This window comes from Aristaeella lactis (assembly GCF_018118585.1).
GTDB classification, from domain to species: domain Bacteria; phylum Bacillota; class Clostridia; order Christensenellales; family Aristaeellaceae; genus Aristaeella; species Aristaeella lactis.
Genome location: NZ_CP069421.1, coordinates 2,514,322 through 2,528,946 on the forward strand (window position 1 = coordinate 2,514,322; position 14,625 = coordinate 2,528,946).

Sequence of the window (14,625 nt, forward strand, 5' to 3'; positions counted from 1 at the left end):
TCACAAAGGCAAGGCCTTTGCCTTGCCTTTGTGAGCTAATACAATTATATCAGTCAGGATTAATCGGGGCAAACCACGTCGGGGCACTTTTCAGCCAGTTCAGTGTAGAACTTAGCATAAGCTTCTTCCTTGGTAGCGGTTCCCTTGAAGTATTCCTGCATCGCGTTCTGCAGACCTTCGTTCATGAACTGATCATAGATCGTGTGGTTTTCCCACTTGATGTTGTCAGTCATGGCGGCGAAGACAGCCACATCGTTCTGGCCGCCCAGGAAAGCGGAACCATAGGACTCGTCAGCAGCGAACTTGGCGTTCACAGCCTTGTTGTTGGAGAACTGAGCTTCGTTGGCCACCAGAGCGGTGCAAACTTCTTCATTGTTGATGAAGGTGTTCATAATGTCAGCCACGATGTCAGCATTCTCGGTGCCGGCAGGAGCCATCAGCCAGGTGCCGCCCCAGAAGTGAGCAGCGGGGCCTTCGCAGATCGCCCAGTCGCCGGGGCAGCCCTTTTCGGGATCCTGAGCATTGCCCATGCAGAAGTTGAAGTACCAGGCGGGTCCGAAGAAGCACATGGTCTTTCCGTCAGCGAACATCTGGACATTCTTTTCTTCATCCCAGATACCGGCGGTCAGGGTGTAGCCGTTCTCGATGAACTTCTCAGTCTGGGCGATCCAGGCTTCGATCTGAGCGTCATACTGCAGGTTGTTTTCTTCATCAACCCACGGGCTGGTGCAGTTGTTGGAGAAGGGACGATAGGTTTCAGCGAAGGAAGCGGTCATGTAGTAGCCCTTGGCCTTGGCGTCAGCAGCCACAGCTTCGAACTTTTCCCAGGAATCCAGAGCAGCCTGGACCTCAGCGGGATCATCGGTGCCCAGCACGTCCTTGGCGATGGAGCGGCGATAGATCAGAGCGGAGGGGCAGCACTGGAAGGAAACACCCTTCACAACACCATTGGCATCGGAAGCGGCCTTCACGGTGTACTCATAAGCATTGGAGAAATCGGTCACGCCCATGGCAGTGATGTCCTGGGTGAACTCGGAATCAGCGTACTTCTGGATGTAGTCAGCTTCGGCCAGGAACATATCAACCTGTTCGCCGTTCATCAGAGCATCATCCAGCTTCTGCTGATAGACGCCGCCATCGCTGGGGTTGATAACCCATTCAACGGTAACGCCTTCCGGCAGGGTGTAATACTTTTCGAAGAATCCTTTGAATTCTTCATTCCAGGCATAGAACTTCAGGACTTTGCCGGATTCTTCAGCCAGCGCGAGAGACGCGACGCTGAACACCAGCATCAGAGCCAGGACCAGGGACAGGATCTTTTTCATTCAGGGTCTCCTCCTTTTTAATATGCGTTCTAACCGCATTATTCTCAAACAGCGATCCCGCTGTTGTCGACTGTTCAATTTCCTTCTCTTCTTTTATGACGGGGTTAGTATACAGCCCTTAAAACGTTTGCGCAACTACAACATGTTGTATATGTTTCCATTCCTCCCCATTTGTAACATGTCCGTGCATTTTCGGTAACGTTAACAATCGTTGTTAATCAACGATTTTGCTCCAGCCGTTGATTTCATTGTATCCAGGAGTATTCGCTCTGTTTTTTTTCACGGAAACGATACCGATGGTCGAATTTCATTTTTCGGAAACGTTACCAATTGACAGATTCGTCTTTTTGGGGATTGCATACCACAATATATAGTATATCTGCCATGCAATTTTATGTATCTAAAGCAAAAAATAAAAATACTTTCTGAAAATTTCCGGAAACTGTTTTCAATCATTCAGCTTCTTTTCCCTGTCCCTGCTTTCCGGAAACGGTTCCATTGAAAACGTACAAAAAAACTCTTTCCGGAGATATCCGGAAAGAGTTTTTGAATCAGTATAAGTTGTCTTATCCCTTGACCGCACCGGCAATAAAACTGTCCTGGATGCGTTTGCTCAGGAAGATATAGACAATAATCGTCGGCATCGTCGCGATTGTCAGCGCGGCGCCGATGGGACCCCAGTCTGTGGTATACTGGCCAAACAATTGCTGTACGCCGACCGGCAGGGTCCGGTACTTACCGGAGCTGACAAAGATGGTCGCAAACAGCAGCTCGTTCCAGCACTGGAGGAAGGTATAAATACCCACCGTCGCGATAGCCGGCATCATCAGCGGTGCGATAATCCTGCAGAATATTCCCCAGACGCCGCAGCCGTCCAGGAACGCCGCTTCATCCAGGTCATAGGGAATATCACCCATGAAACCAACGCTGATCAGAATACCCATCGCCAGCGCAAACGCGGAATACGGCACGATCAGCGCGGTGTATGTGTTCAGCAGTTTCATCTTCGACAGGATCGTAAACACCGGAACAATAGCCGCGTGGATCGGGATCGTGAGACCGAGCATGAAGAACTTATTCATGGCCTTTCGGCCTTTCCAGACAAGTCTGGTCAATGCGTAAGTCGCCATGAATGACGCTATGATCGTGATCACGATCGCGGACACGGAAACAATAAGGCTGTTGATAAAATACTGTCCCATGTCGCCGGTATTCATCGCCCGGGTATAGTTGCTCCACGCCCAGGTATGCGGAAGACCGACGTGATTCGGCGGAACAATGACCCGCTCGCCTTCTTCAGTCTTGTATGAATAGCCGAGGATCTCATCGTTGGATTTCAGGCCGAAGGTGACCATCCAGTACAGCGGGAACAGGTTGATCACGACCAGGACGATCAGAAGCAGATGAACAATAATGTTCGAGGGCTTGAATTTACGCGCTTCTTTCATGCTACTTTCGCCCCCTTATCTCTGAACGCCAGGCTGATCAGCACCGCAAACAGGAAGCAGAGAATAATCAGCACCACAGCGACCGCACTGCCCAGTCCATATCTCTGATGCAGGAACAGCAGCTTGTACATCAGCGTACTCGGCAGCTCCGCACGGGAGGTATCCTTCATCAGGGCATAGACCAGGTCGAATGATTTCAGGGAACCGGTCACGGCGAAAATCACGCAGACCTTCAGAATCGGCTTGATATACGGGATAATGATAAAACGGTTCACCTGTCCCTCAGTACATCCGTCCAGCTGGGCCGCTTCAAGCAGATCCGCCGGAACACCCTTGATACCCGCGTACATCAGCAGCATATGATATCCCACATACTGCCACAAAATCGGGATAAAGGCCGCAAGCAGCGCGGTCTCCCGGAAACCGGTCCACTGTCCCGTAAATGGCAGTTTGGAAGAGGTAATTCCGTTCGTAATCGCCGGGAACAACCACTTGTCGATTCCCAGCGCCCGGAGTCCGGCATTCAGCAGACCGGCCTGGCCCGGATCATAAATATTCATCCACAGACGACCGATAATAACTGTGGAAATCAGCACAGGCATGAAGTAAATGGACAGATATGCCCGTTCACCCCGGATACCCTTGCTCAGCTTGAGCGCGATGATCAGCGCCAGCGGGAGCTGGATAAAGGTGGAAAGCGCGGCCAGGATCAGGGCGTGCCCAAGGGCGTCTCCCATATACATGCTGTTCGCGTATAGTTTTCCTGTATTCGGATTGGTCAGCATACTGCTGAACAGGATCCTGTAGTTTTCAAATCCCATGTACTCCATATCAGAGTTTGAGACCAGATTGAACTCATGGAAGCTGTAATATGCTGACATAATAATCGGCGCAATCAGAATCCCGATAAACAGGACCAGCGCCGGCAGCAAAAACAGAAAAATATGCAGCTTGTAGGTAAATGTTCTTTTCATCTTTCGTGATCCTTTTTAACAAAAGAGGGAGACGGCCCCTCGGAATATCCCCTTCAGGACCGTCTCCGGATTGATTTGTTCAGATCAGGCTGATCTTACTGAAGTTCGTTGGCCAGAGCTTCAATGAATCCAGCACCGTCGATCTCGCAGCCGTAAACCTTAGCAACATAGCTCAGGTAGACGTTGGCGGGGTCAGCGCTCATAGCGGTGTCGCCGAACAGAACCATACCATCAGCAGCAGCAACCATGGCAGCCACGTCGGTGGTCAGGTAGTTCACAGCAGAGGTGTCGTAATCCGGGGTCCAGGCGGGCAGACCGGAACCGGCATCGATGAAGCTGTACTGGCAGATCTTCTTGCCCAGCGCGAAAGCGACCTTCGCAGCCAGTTCAGGATTCTTGCCGTTGGCGGAAACAGCCAGGGAGTCGGCGGGGCCGCCGATAACCTGAGCGTAGGTAGCCTTTTCAGCATCCATGACGGGGAACAGAGCAACCTTGAAGTTGTCGCCCTTCTTCGCGATGTCGCCGCAGTTCCAGGTACCATTCTGATAGAACGCGTACTTGCCGGCGATGAAGTTGGCCTTCACGGTGTCGTTGTCCAGGGACACGCCAGCGGGATCGAAGTAGCCGCCCATGACCATCTTCTGGAAGTTGTCAACAGCGGTAGCGATCGCGGGGTTGTTCCAGGTGGACTTGCCAGCGAAGATGTTGCCCAGTTCTTCATAACCGATGGTCTTTTCGATGATGGGCTCGAGGTACTCGGTCACGCACCAGGTGGCGTTGCCGGAGCAGCCGAAGGGGATGATTCCCTTAGCTTTCAGAGCGTCGCAGCAGGCGATCAGGTCTTCGTAGGTTTCCGGAACCTTGTCATAGCCGACTTCGGCCAGCAGGTCCATGTTGGCGAACATAGCCACGATGTTCATGGTCAGCGGCACAGCGTAGCGCTTTCCATCGTAGGTGGCGTTCTTGGTCATAACGTCCGGCAGAGCGTCAGCATACTCAGCATACGCTTCGTCCAGGCAGTAGACCTTACCGGCAGTGGCGAAGTCGCCGCAGAAAGCGCCGGCCCAGGTGAAGAAGATGTCGGGCAGCTCTTCAGCGCTCGTGCTCTTGATCTTGGTCTTGTAGGAGTCATTCTCGAAAGCTTCCCACTCGATTTTTACGTTGAAAGCTTCTTCGATTTCGGGGATAGCCTTTTCATAGGCAATGCGGTTGGAGTCGCTCTCGGTAGCGATACACCACAGTGTCAGGGTGGTCTTTTCTTCTTCAGCGAACACGGAAGTCACGGAGAGAAGCAGGACCAGGGCCAGAACCAGGGACAGGGCCTTTTTCATAACGGGTTTCCTCCTTTTTATTTTGCGGCTTTGCCGCGTATTCTCAAACAGCGATTCCTCACTGTTTTCGACTGATTTAGCCGTACTTTTTTACACTTTCTCAAGCGAAGAACAGTATACCCTCCTTCATTTCATTTTGCAACCACAAAATGTAGGTTTTGCGGGCTTTTATACCCTTTTTGGACATGCTCCGACAGCAGCGCAATCGTTAACAGCCCTTGTAAACCAACATTTGCTTATTTCAGCACTCTCCCCAAAAAAGTATGTTTTTTTTTGGTTTTGTTTCATTATCATCCTGTCAACCCGTTGACAAGCATCAAAAAAACCGGAGCGTAACGTTCCGGTTTTGTATACGGCCACAACATATTGTGGTCGTGAATCTGCTCATCCGTTCAGCTTCTTCAGCAGCTCCTCCGCCAGCTCCGCAGATGCGTTCCCAAAGCTGAATGCACCCCGCAGGGGCATATAGTTGATCATCGCCGTTTTCATATCTGCCGTGATGGCTTCCTTTGCCGCATCCGACCCGTTTTCCTGCTCCTGATGGCCGAAGATGCCTTTATTCCGCCTCATAAACTCCCGCATTACAGGCGCCGCCTTGGGATCCGCCATGATATCCATGAAGATGCTGTCCATTGTGTAATGCCTGGGCAGTTCCGCCGTGGATTCAACGGTGACCTCCGCCTTCAGCGGCAGGTCACGGCTGGAAGCACCGGCTTCAATGGTGAACACGCCGGTCTCCACATGCCAGTCATGAATCTCCCTGTTCCAGTAAGCAAAGCTCCTTTTATCCAGGGTAAAGGTGACTTCCCTGCTCTCCCCGGGCTGCAGCATCGTCTTGGCAAACCCTTTCAGCTCCCGGACGGGACGGATAGGTGTGCTTTCCCTGTCGCCCACATACAGCTGCACAACCGCTTTCCCCGCACGGTTTCCCGTATTTTTCACCGTTACGGATACTGTCAGGGTTTCCGTATCCTTCAGTGTTTCCGCACTGAGTTTCAGTCCGCTGTATTCAAAGGTCGTATAGGACAGGCCGTGGCCGAAGGGGAACAGGACGTCCATATTCTTTTTATCATAATACCGGTAGCCGACAAAGATGCCTTCCCGGTATTCCGAGGTGTTGCCTTCCCCGCCGTAGAAAAGATAGGATGGATTGTCTTCCAGCTTCAGCGGGAATGTCTCCGGAAGATGCCCGCAGGGATTAACATCCCCAAAGAGAACGCGCACTGCCGCTTCGCCCACAGCCTGGCCGCCCAGGTAGGCTTCCAGCACCGCCTTCACCTTTCCAATCCAGGGCATCTCCACAGGCGCTCCGTTATGCAGGACCACAACGGTGTTGGGATTGGCTTCCGCCACAGCTTCGATCAGTTTGTTCTGGCAGGCAGGCATGCGCATGTGGGAACGATCATAAGCCTCCGATTCATAGGAACCCGGCAGGCCGGCAAACACCACAGCTGCCCTGGCCTTCTTTGCCGCTGCAACGGCTTCAGCGATATCCGCTTCGGACGCTTCGTCCTTCTCCACGGAATAGCCGCGGGCATAGGTAATCTTCAGCCCTTTTGCGGCCTCCAGGGCGCCAGTGATTTTAAAAGCATTGATATGGCTGCTTCCGCCGCCCTGGAAACGGGGTTTTTCCGCAAATTCGCCGATAAAGGCAATCTCATCCTCTTTATTCAGCGGCAGCAGAGCATCCCCGTTCTTCAGCAGCACCATACACTCCGCCGCCATTTCCGCCGCCTGCGCGTGCTGGGCGTCCTTGTCCCAGGGAGTCCCCGGTTTCGCGTTTTCCAGGTACCGGTACACAATGTTCAGGATCCGCTCACAGGCCAGGTCCACCAGTTTTTCATCCAGCTTCCCTGCCCGCACAGCGTCAATGATCTTCCGGTCGTTGACACCGCCGGAGGCCGGCATCTCCAGGTCCAGTCCGGCCGCCACACCGGCAACCCGGTCGGAAACAGCACCCCAGTCGGACATCACAAAGCCTTCAAAGCCCCACTCCTTCCGGAGCACATCGGTCAGGAGCCAGGGATCCTCTGAAGCATACACGCCGTTGATCCTGTTGTAGGAACACATAACCGTCCAGGGCTGAGCCTCCCTGACCGCCATTTCGAAAGCGGGGAAATAGATCTCCCGGATCGTCCGTTCATCCGCGTCAGAGGAGGAGCTCATGCGGCGGTGTTCCTGGCTGTTCAGCGCAAAATGCTTGATGCTTGTACCCACATTCCGGCTCTGGACCCCCTGGATCATCGCTGCGGCCAACCGGCCGGCCAGATACGGATCCTCGGAAAAATACTCAAAGTTCCGGCCGCACAGGGGGCTCCGCTTGATGTTCACCGCCGGGCCCAGCACCACAGACAGTTTTTCATGCTGGCAGCTGTCACCGATGGCTTCTCCCATGGCCCGGATCAGTTCCGGATCAAAGGAGGCCGCTGTGGCACAGGCCGTGGGAAAACAGACCGCTTTGATGCTGTCATTGATCCCCAGGTGATCTGCCTCCTCATCCTGCTTGCGCAGGCCGTGAGGGCCGTCGCTCACCATGACGCGGGGAATTCCAAGCCGTTCCACAGCCTTGGTATGCCAGAAATCGTCTCCGGAGCAAAGTCCCGCCTTTTCTTCCAGCGTCAGTTGGGAAACCAGGGCCTTAATATCCATATCAGTATTCTCCTTTATATACTGTAAACGTTCTCCTGTCAGCCGCGTTCATTATGTCATTCCCCCTGCGGGACTGTCAAGCAACGCCTGTCGGCTTCCCGTCCTTTGCCTGAACAAACCCCCGGATCTTCCGGAATACCAGCCGGAACAGCAGCGTCGCGGCAACGGCGCACGCCAGCACCGCGGCTATGTACAGCGGTACTGATCTGATATAGATGATGCTCTTTGAGATATCCAGGAAGTTATACCCGAACAGTTCCACGAAGACGCCGTGCATCAGATAGAATTCAAGCGTCACGGAACCCAGCCAGGCCAGCGCTTTGTTCCCAGGCTTCACCTTCATTGCCAGCAGAAACCAGAAGACGGTGAAGAACAGGGCCACCAGCCACTGCAGTCCCGCGCTCATCAGCCGGTGCGGCACCTTCAGGGGATCTCCCCATTCACCGTAATAACCCCATGCGTTGTTGTTGAGCCACTCCGACTGCTGGAACAGCAGGAAAATCCCCGCAAAGGAAAGCAGCAGCCAGAACCAGTAACCCTTGCGGAAGAAACCGGTCACGCGCTTCTCAAACTTTCCGAAAAGCAGCCCCAGCGGGAACAGGATAATGCTGTTGTACCACCACTCTCCCCGCAGCCACCAGTCGTTCTGGTGATCAATGAAAGCACAGAGCACTGTATAGCCCAGCGCAAACAGGAAAACCAGGAAAATGGCTGTTCCCTCCTTTTTACAGAAGCGGAAAGCCGCCCAAAAGGCCAGATAAAAGAAAACGATCACAACCGCATACCAGGCATTGAAATTCGCCATATGCAGGCCGGACAGATACCAGAGGATCGTCACCGGGGTCATCTTTTCGCCCATCAGCAGGCGGATACCGGTATAAATGAACTCCGAAAGGTAAAAAGCAATAATCACCGGCAGGATCCGCCGGCGGAAAAATCCTTTCAGGTAGTCCGGCTTGGTCCTGAAGCTTTTATACAGGCCCAGGCCGCTGCAGAACAGGAATACGCCTACCAGCATATAGCCGATGGGCACAAAAGGATCCAGGCCGTGCACCGTATACTTTGCCGGATGCCACGGAGCGCAGCTCTTCTGGGCCATATGATGCAGGGCTACTCCCAGTGCGGCAATCCCCTGCAGTATTTTCGTCTGCTTCAGGGAGGTATATTCCTCGTTCCATTCGCCCCGGCCGGTGCTCTTCGCGCCGAAAAACAGCAGCAGCCCCAGCGAAAAATAGAACAGATACATCCAGTCCATGGCAGGTTCTCTCCTTTATTCCTGAAGGATATTGGTGTATTGGATCCGAACAGGCTCCCGTCCGGGCAGAAACCCGGCTGTTTTCCCCGTTTTACACGGACGCAGGGTGTGATATAATGCAGCCACCCGAAACCCGCGGCGCGGAAGGAGCTGTCATTATGCTGTATATCATCCGGCACGGAAAGACCGACTGGAACGTCCTGCACAAACTGCAGGGCCGGACCGACATCCCGCTCAACGACGAAGGCCGGCGCATGGCCGAAACCGCCCGGGAGGAATACCGGAACGTCCATTTTGATATCTGCTTCTGTTCCCCGCTGGTCCGCGCCAGGGAAACCGCGGAAATCCTGCTGCGGGACCGGAACATCCCCATCGTGGCCGATGACCGGCTGATGGAAATGAGCTTCGGAAGCTATGAAGGAACCGAAAACAGCTTTCAGATCCCGGACTGTCCGATCAACCAGCTCTTCTACGCTCCGGACCAGTACACCTCACCACCCGGCGGCGCTGAAAGCCTGGACGACCTGTTCGCCCGCACCGGCGACTTCCTGCGGGAACGCGTGGACCCGTTGCTGGCGGAAGGAAAGGATGTGCTGATCGTCGGCCACGGCGCGATGAACTCCAGCATTGTCTGCCAGGTCCGCCATCTTCCCCGGGCCCAGTTCTGGAGCGCGGGAATTGAAAACTGCAAACTGATGATACTGCCCTGAACACACATCACGGCCGGCGGGATATTCCCGCCGGCTGTTTTGATGACCGGCAGACACAGCCGGCCCCGTCAGTCCGTCGGATTATCCCTTGTCAGGTTCTTCACCCATTTATATTTCCGGAAGCGGAACATCACCCAGGGAATTTTGCCCACCTCATCCAGGCAGGTACAGGCATACACCGCCAGCACCGGCCAGCCGAACACAAAAGCGCCCAGCAGCGCCAGCGGGATTGCCAGTCCCCACATGCATACCGCCAGGGAGTACATGTCGAAAACCGTATCTCCCCCGCCGTCCAGTACCCCGTTGATCGTGACGGTATTCACGCACCGGCCGATCATGTATACCGCCATAATGATCATCATCCCGGTCAGGTACTGCTGCGCCTCCGGCGTCAGGACCACCATCTGTACCACAACCGGTGTCAGCGCAAGTACCAGCGCCATGGACGCGAACCCGATCACCCAGGAAACATTCTTCAGTTTGATCCCGCAGGCCTTCCCCTTTTCCAGGTTCCCGGCCCCCAGTTCATTGCCCACCATGATCCCGGCAGCGGTGCCCACGCCGTTGCACACACAGCAGATCAGATCCCGGATCACCGCCGCCACCGCGTTGGCCGCTGCCGCATCCGTTCCCATATGTCCCATGATGGCCGTATAGGAAGTAAAACCAACGCCCCACAGCAGGCCGCCGCCCAGCAGCGGCATACACTGCCTGCGGAAATCCGCCGCCAGCTGCCTGCGGCGTTCAAAGATCCTGTTCCAGGCCGGCCGGATATAGGTTTTTCCCGCGGAAACGGTCACACACAAAACCAGCTCGATCACCCGCGCCAGGGTGGTGGCCAGCGCGGCGCCCCGTGCGTTCATGGCCGGCATGCCCAGGTATCCGAAGATAAACACCGCGTTCAGGACAATGTTGCTGACCACCGCCGATGAAGAGATCCAGGCTCCGGCCACAGCATGGTCCGTCACCTTCATGATCAGCAGGTAGCACTGGGAAACCCCCGCGATCAGGTAGGACCAGCCGGCAATCCGGAGATAGGCGCTGCCGGTCTCAATGATCGGATCATCATGGGAAAACAGGCGCATCAGCCGGTCCGGACAGCATTCGCAGGCTGCGAAAAACACCAGGGATATGATCCCGCACCAGCGCAGCATAATGTGGAAAACACTCCGGACCGTTTCCCTGTCTCCCTTGCCCCAGTACTGGGAACCGAGAATGGATCCGGCAGAGACAATGGAAAAGATGAACATGTTCTGCACAAACTGGATCTGCGTGGCAAGGGAAACCGCCGTCATCTCGTTCTGGGCCACACCGCCCAGCATCAGGGCATCCGCCGCGGCCACCGCCGCCAGCATAAAGCTCTGGAAGGTGATAGGCGCCGCCAGCGTCCTCAGTTTCCGGTAAAAGGCACGGTTGTCGATCTGCATGGGTACCTCCGGGCCGTTTGATTAAAGCCTGTAATCGATTACGATTCATTATCCGAAAAGGCTCCGGCTTTGTCAACGGTCTTTTGTTCGCTTTTCTTTCCATATAAAGTACGGTATAATAGGCCCATCGATGATGAAGGGAGGATAAGCCATGAGTGAGAATTCGCTGCTGCCGGAACAGGCTCCGTCCATGTTTGGCCAGCCCCTTGCCGCCCGGATGCGGCCCTCCTCGCTGGATGAGATCGCGGGACAGCAGCATCTGCTGGGCCCGGGTAAAGTCCTGCGCCGGCTGATCTCCTCCGACAGCATATGCTCCATGATCTTCTGGGGGCCTCCCGGCGTCGGCAAAACCACACTTGCCAGGGTCATAGCCCTGCAGACCAAGGCCTCTTTCATTGATTTCTCCGCCGTGAACAGCGGCATTAAAGAGATCCGCCAGGTGATGAACCAGGCGGAGGAAAACCGGGTCTACGGCATCCGCACCATCGTCTTTGTGGATGAAATCCATCGTTTCAACAAAGCCCAGCAGGACGCGTTCCTTCCCTTTGTGGAAAAAGGCAGCATTGTCCTGATCGGCGCGACAACGGAAAATCCCTCCTTTGAGGTTAACAGCGCGCTTCTTTCCCGCTGCAAGGTCTTCGTACTGCAGGCCCTCAGCCGGGATGATATCCTGATGCTGCTCCACCGGGCGCTGACAGACGAACGCGGTTTCGGCCGGGATCACGTCACGATCAGCGAAAACGCCCTCGAAGCCATTGCCGGCTTCAGCAACGGGGACGCCCGCAGCGCCCTGAGTTCGCTGGAGATGGTAGTCCTGAACGGCGAAGCCGGGGAAGACGGTATCCAGGTCACAGACGAGATCGTCGCCCAGTGCCTGAGCCGGAAAAACCTGATGTATGACAAAGACGGGGAAGAACACTACAACCTGATCTCCGCCCTGCACAAATCCATGCGCAACTCCGACCCGGACGCTGCCGTCTACTGGATGATGCGAATGCTGGAAGGCGGAGAGGACCCCCTGTATATCGCGCGCCGGGTGCTGCGTTTTGCTGCCGAGGATGTGGGGCTGGCTGACCCCCGGGCCATGGAGGTCGGCGTTGCCGCCTACCAGGCCTGTCACTTCATCGGCGTACCGGAATGCAATGTACACCTGGCCGAAGCCGTTGTATATATGTCCCTGGCTTCCAAATCCAATGCCATGGAGATGGCGGTGAATGAGGCGCGGGAGGCCATCGTTAAAGAGCCGGACGCTCCGGTTCCGCTGGTCATCCGCAACGCTCCGACCCGCCTGATGAAGGATCTTTCCTATGGAAAGGGCTACCAGTATGCCCACGACTATGAAGAAAAGATCACCGCCATGCAGTGCCTGCCGGATGCGCTGAAGGACCGGCACTTCTATCATCCGACGGATCAGGGACAGGAAAGCCGGTACAAAGAACGTCTGGAACAGATCCGGGCATGGAAAAAGGAGCACCGGAAAGAATGAGCATAATCCGAAAGCAGACCGTCCTGCACAAAGCCGTATTATTGCTTTTGTGCCTGGCTCTTTTGCTTCCGCAGGTTTCCCTTGCCGCGAAAAAAACGAATACCGCCTCTTCCGATATACGAGTGCTGCTCACCCGACTGAATCTTTCGGATGAGGCATGGATGACACTGGAAGGCCGTTACCTTACGCAATGCGCGGACGGCGGGGAAGTGCTGCTTCCCGCCGGGGCGCAGATCACCGTTCTCCTGCGGAACGGCAAAATGGTCCTTTTCCACAACGGGCTGTCCCTGTCCGCCGGAAAAGAGCTCAAACTGCTGCGCCGCCGTGACGGGGACACGGAACCCGGTATCCGCTTTAACCTCCAGGCCGGCGTTTATCCCGGAGACCTGACCCTCACCGTAAAGGACGGCGCGATCCGTCCCATCCTGACACTCCCGCTGGAATCCTACCTGAAGGGTGTCGTTCCCTATGAAATGAGCGACTCCTTCCCGCTGGAGGCCCTGAAGGCCCAGGCTGTCTGTGCCAGGACCTACGCGCTGAGCAAAATGAATCCCTCCGCCGAGTGGGATGTGGTGGATAACACCAATGACCAGGCCTTCAAAGGCACGCCGGACAACAGCGAAAACGCTTCCCTCGCCGTACTGGAAACCGAGGGGCTTGTGCTGACCTGGAACAGCAAGCTGATCACCGCCTGGTACAGTGCCTCAAACGGCGGCCAGACAGAACTGCCCGGCAACATCTGGAGCGGGGATAACATCCCCGGCTGTTTTGCCATGACCGATGACCCCTGGGACGTGCAGAATCCGGAAAGCACGGTCCGGACCGCCGTACTGCAGAAAGACGGTTCAGGCCTGTCCGCGGGACTCCTGCGGCTGATCCGCGCCGCCCTGGCAAAAGAACCGGAGCTGGATGATTTCCGGCTGACTGAAAAAGACGAGATCCGGGTGGATGCCATCCGCGGGGTTAAGCTGACAACGCCCCGGTATAAGGCGCCCAGCCGGCTGATGACCCGGCTGGAACTGACCGTATCCCTTTCCGCGGTCCTGAAGGAAGGCCGCACCCGCCGTAGCACGGATGAAGACGAGCTGAGCATCAGCGAGATCCTGTATCCGGACCGCACAGCCGAACCGACTGATACTCCTGCCCCTGCCGCGGAAGCCGTGTCGGAGCTCATTCCCGCCGGAACCTATACAGCGGTGCTGGACCTGTTTCCGGAAACCGTGTTCCAGCTGGGCCTGAGCGTCTACGGCGCTGACAATGAGATCATCACCGTTTCGGAAGATGAAACCAGCTTTACCCTGACCGCCGGCCGTTACGGCCACGGCGTAGGCATGAGCCAGCGGGGAGCCCAGCAGCAGGCCTCCGAAGGAAAAAAGAAATACACGGAAATCCTGGATTTCTATTATCCGGGAGCCAAACTCAGACGCTATACCGGAGAATCTGCTGCCCTGCCCACCCCGGATCCGCTGCTCGGGGAAACACCCGGCCCGATCCCCACTGCCACGCCGCGGCCCACGCTGATGCCTGTGACAACAGCGGAAACCGGCCTTCCGGAAGGCGCCTGGATGGCCACGGTGGAAAACATTGACGATGACAGCAGCCTGAACCTGCGGGAAAAGCCCTCTGCCGGATCAAAGGTCCTGCGCCGGCTGTATAAGCACCAGCCCCTGATCGTGCTGGAAGAGGCTGAAGTTCCCGGATGGGCCAGAGTCAAAACAGATGTGGTTGAAGGATACGTGATGCTCTCCTTCCTGCAGAAAGCAGAAAAGGAATAACCGAACGCGTAAAGAATCCCCCGCCGGATTATCCCGGCGGGGGATTTGTCATCAATTCGAAACGGCCACGCCTTTTCCCCGCGTTTCTGCCGCAAAAAAGCGCACCGGCTTGCTGCCGGCGCGCCGGGACTGTCCAACCGGTCAGCTGTCCCTGGTAACAACTGGCCGGACTACGCGATTTAGGAGGCCTGCACATCGGGCTCCAGTTCCCGAAAGCAGTGTTGAGCCGGTTATCGACCGCCTGG

Annotated in this window: 10 protein-coding genes; 3 read left to right on the forward strand and 7 right to left on the reverse strand. The window is 55.7% G+C overall.

Annotated features, from left to right (window positions below; translation table 11 throughout):
- Positions 1 to 59 precede the first annotated feature (59 nt).
- The 6 genes from JYE50_RS11665 to JYE50_RS11690 all read right to left on the reverse strand — a co-directional run bounded on the left by JYE50_RS11665 (position 60) and on the right by JYE50_RS11690 (position 8,982).
- A complete protein-coding gene (locus JYE50_RS11665) occupies positions 60 to 1,325 on the reverse strand; it encodes an ABC transporter substrate-binding protein (protein WP_084097417.1) in 1,266 nt (421 codons plus the stop codon).
- A gap of 566 nt (positions 1,326 to 1,891) precedes the next feature.
- Positions 1,892 to 2,773: a carbohydrate ABC transporter permease gene (locus JYE50_RS11670; RefSeq protein ID WP_084097419.1), complete on the reverse strand. Its 882-nt coding sequence runs from the start codon at positions 2,771 to 2,773 to the stop codon at positions 1,892 to 1,894.
- Complete coding sequence (locus JYE50_RS11675; RefSeq protein ID WP_084097421.1) at positions 2,770 to 3,747, reverse strand: carbohydrate ABC transporter permease; 978 nt, start codon at positions 3,745 to 3,747, stop codon at positions 2,770 to 2,772. Before JYE50_RS11675 ends, JYE50_RS11670 begins: the two co-directional genes overlap by 4 nt.
- 95 nt (positions 3,748 to 3,842) lie before the next feature.
- Positions 3,843 to 5,078, reverse strand: coding sequence for an ABC transporter substrate-binding protein (locus JYE50_RS11680; RefSeq protein WP_084097423.1), 1,236 nt, complete (start codon positions 5,076 to 5,078; stop codon positions 3,843 to 3,845).
- Positions 5,079 to 5,462: 384 nt separating this feature from the next.
- Entirely contained in the window at positions 5,463 to 7,727 is a 2,265-nt protein-coding gene (locus JYE50_RS11685) for a glycoside hydrolase family 3 C-terminal domain-containing protein (RefSeq protein ID WP_084097425.1), read from the reverse strand.
- 76 nt (positions 7,728 to 7,803) lie between these two features.
- Positions 7,804 to 8,982 carry an acyltransferase family protein gene (locus tag JYE50_RS11690; RefSeq protein WP_084097427.1) on the reverse strand — a complete coding sequence of 393 codons (1,179 nt, stop codon included), beginning with the start codon at positions 8,980 to 8,982 and terminating at the stop codon, positions 7,804 to 7,806.
- A gap of 158 nt (positions 8,983 to 9,140) precedes the next feature.
- Between JYE50_RS11690 and JYE50_RS11695 the strand changes: the two genes are divergently transcribed.
- Complete coding sequence (locus JYE50_RS11695) at positions 9,141 to 9,692, forward strand: histidine phosphatase family protein (protein ID WP_084097489.1); 552 nt, start codon at positions 9,141 to 9,143, stop codon at positions 9,690 to 9,692.
- Positions 9,693 to 9,760: 68 nt separating this feature from the next.
- On the opposite strand, the gene JYE50_RS11700 is transcribed toward JYE50_RS11695, so the two are convergent.
- A complete protein-coding gene (locus JYE50_RS11700; protein ID WP_084097429.1) occupies positions 9,761 to 11,119 on the reverse strand; it encodes an MATE family efflux transporter in 1,359 nt (452 codons plus the stop codon).
- 151 nt (positions 11,120 to 11,270) lie between these two features.
- Here JYE50_RS11700 and JYE50_RS11705 point away from each other — a divergent pair, with 151 nt between their 5' ends.
- Together JYE50_RS11705 and JYE50_RS11710 are read left to right on the forward strand one after the other, a co-directional pair.
- Complete coding sequence (locus JYE50_RS11705; RefSeq protein WP_084097431.1) at positions 11,271 to 12,605, forward strand: replication-associated recombination protein A; 1,335 nt, start codon at positions 11,271 to 11,273, stop codon at positions 12,603 to 12,605.
- Positions 12,602 to 14,380 carry a SpoIID/LytB domain-containing protein gene (locus JYE50_RS11710; RefSeq protein WP_179138455.1) on the forward strand — a complete coding sequence of 593 codons (1,779 nt, stop codon included), beginning with the start codon at positions 12,602 to 12,604 and terminating at the stop codon, positions 14,378 to 14,380. Before JYE50_RS11705 ends, JYE50_RS11710 begins: the two co-directional genes overlap by 4 nt.
- The last annotated feature ends 245 nt before the right edge of the window (positions 14,381 to 14,625 follow it).

Coding starts and splice junctions, on each gene's coding strand:
- JYE50_RS11710 (WP_179138455.1), top strand. CDS start 12,602: ATGAGCATAATCCGAAAGCAGACCGTCCTGCACAAAGCCGTATTATTG.
- JYE50_RS11685 (WP_084097425.1), bottom strand. CDS start 7,727: ATGGATATTAAGGCCCTGGTTTCCCAACTGACGCTGGAAGAAAAGGCG.
- JYE50_RS11705 (WP_084097431.1), top strand. CDS start 11,271: ATGAGTGAGAATTCGCTGCTGCCGGAACAGGCTCCGTCCATGTTTGGC.
- JYE50_RS11680 (WP_084097423.1), bottom strand. CDS start 5,078: ATGAAAAAGGCCCTGTCCCTGGTTCTGGCCCTGGTCCTGCTTCTCTCC.
- JYE50_RS11665 (WP_084097417.1), bottom strand. CDS start 1,325: ATGAAAAAGATCCTGTCCCTGGTCCTGGCTCTGATGCTGGTGTTCAGC.
- JYE50_RS11695 (WP_084097489.1), top strand. CDS start 9,141: ATGCTGTATATCATCCGGCACGGAAAGACCGACTGGAACGTCCTGCAC.
- JYE50_RS11675 (WP_084097421.1), bottom strand. CDS start 3,747: ATGAAAAGAACATTTACCTACAAGCTGCATATTTTTCTGTTTTTGCTG.
- JYE50_RS11670 (WP_084097419.1), bottom strand. CDS start 2,773: ATGAAAGAAGCGCGTAAATTCAAGCCCTCGAACATTATTGTTCATCTG.
- JYE50_RS11690 (WP_084097427.1), bottom strand. CDS start 8,982: ATGGACTGGATGTATCTGTTCTATTTTTCGCTGGGGCTGCTGCTGTTT.
- JYE50_RS11700 (WP_084097429.1), bottom strand. CDS start 11,119: ATGCAGATCGACAACCGTGCCTTTTACCGGAAACTGAGGACGCTGGCG.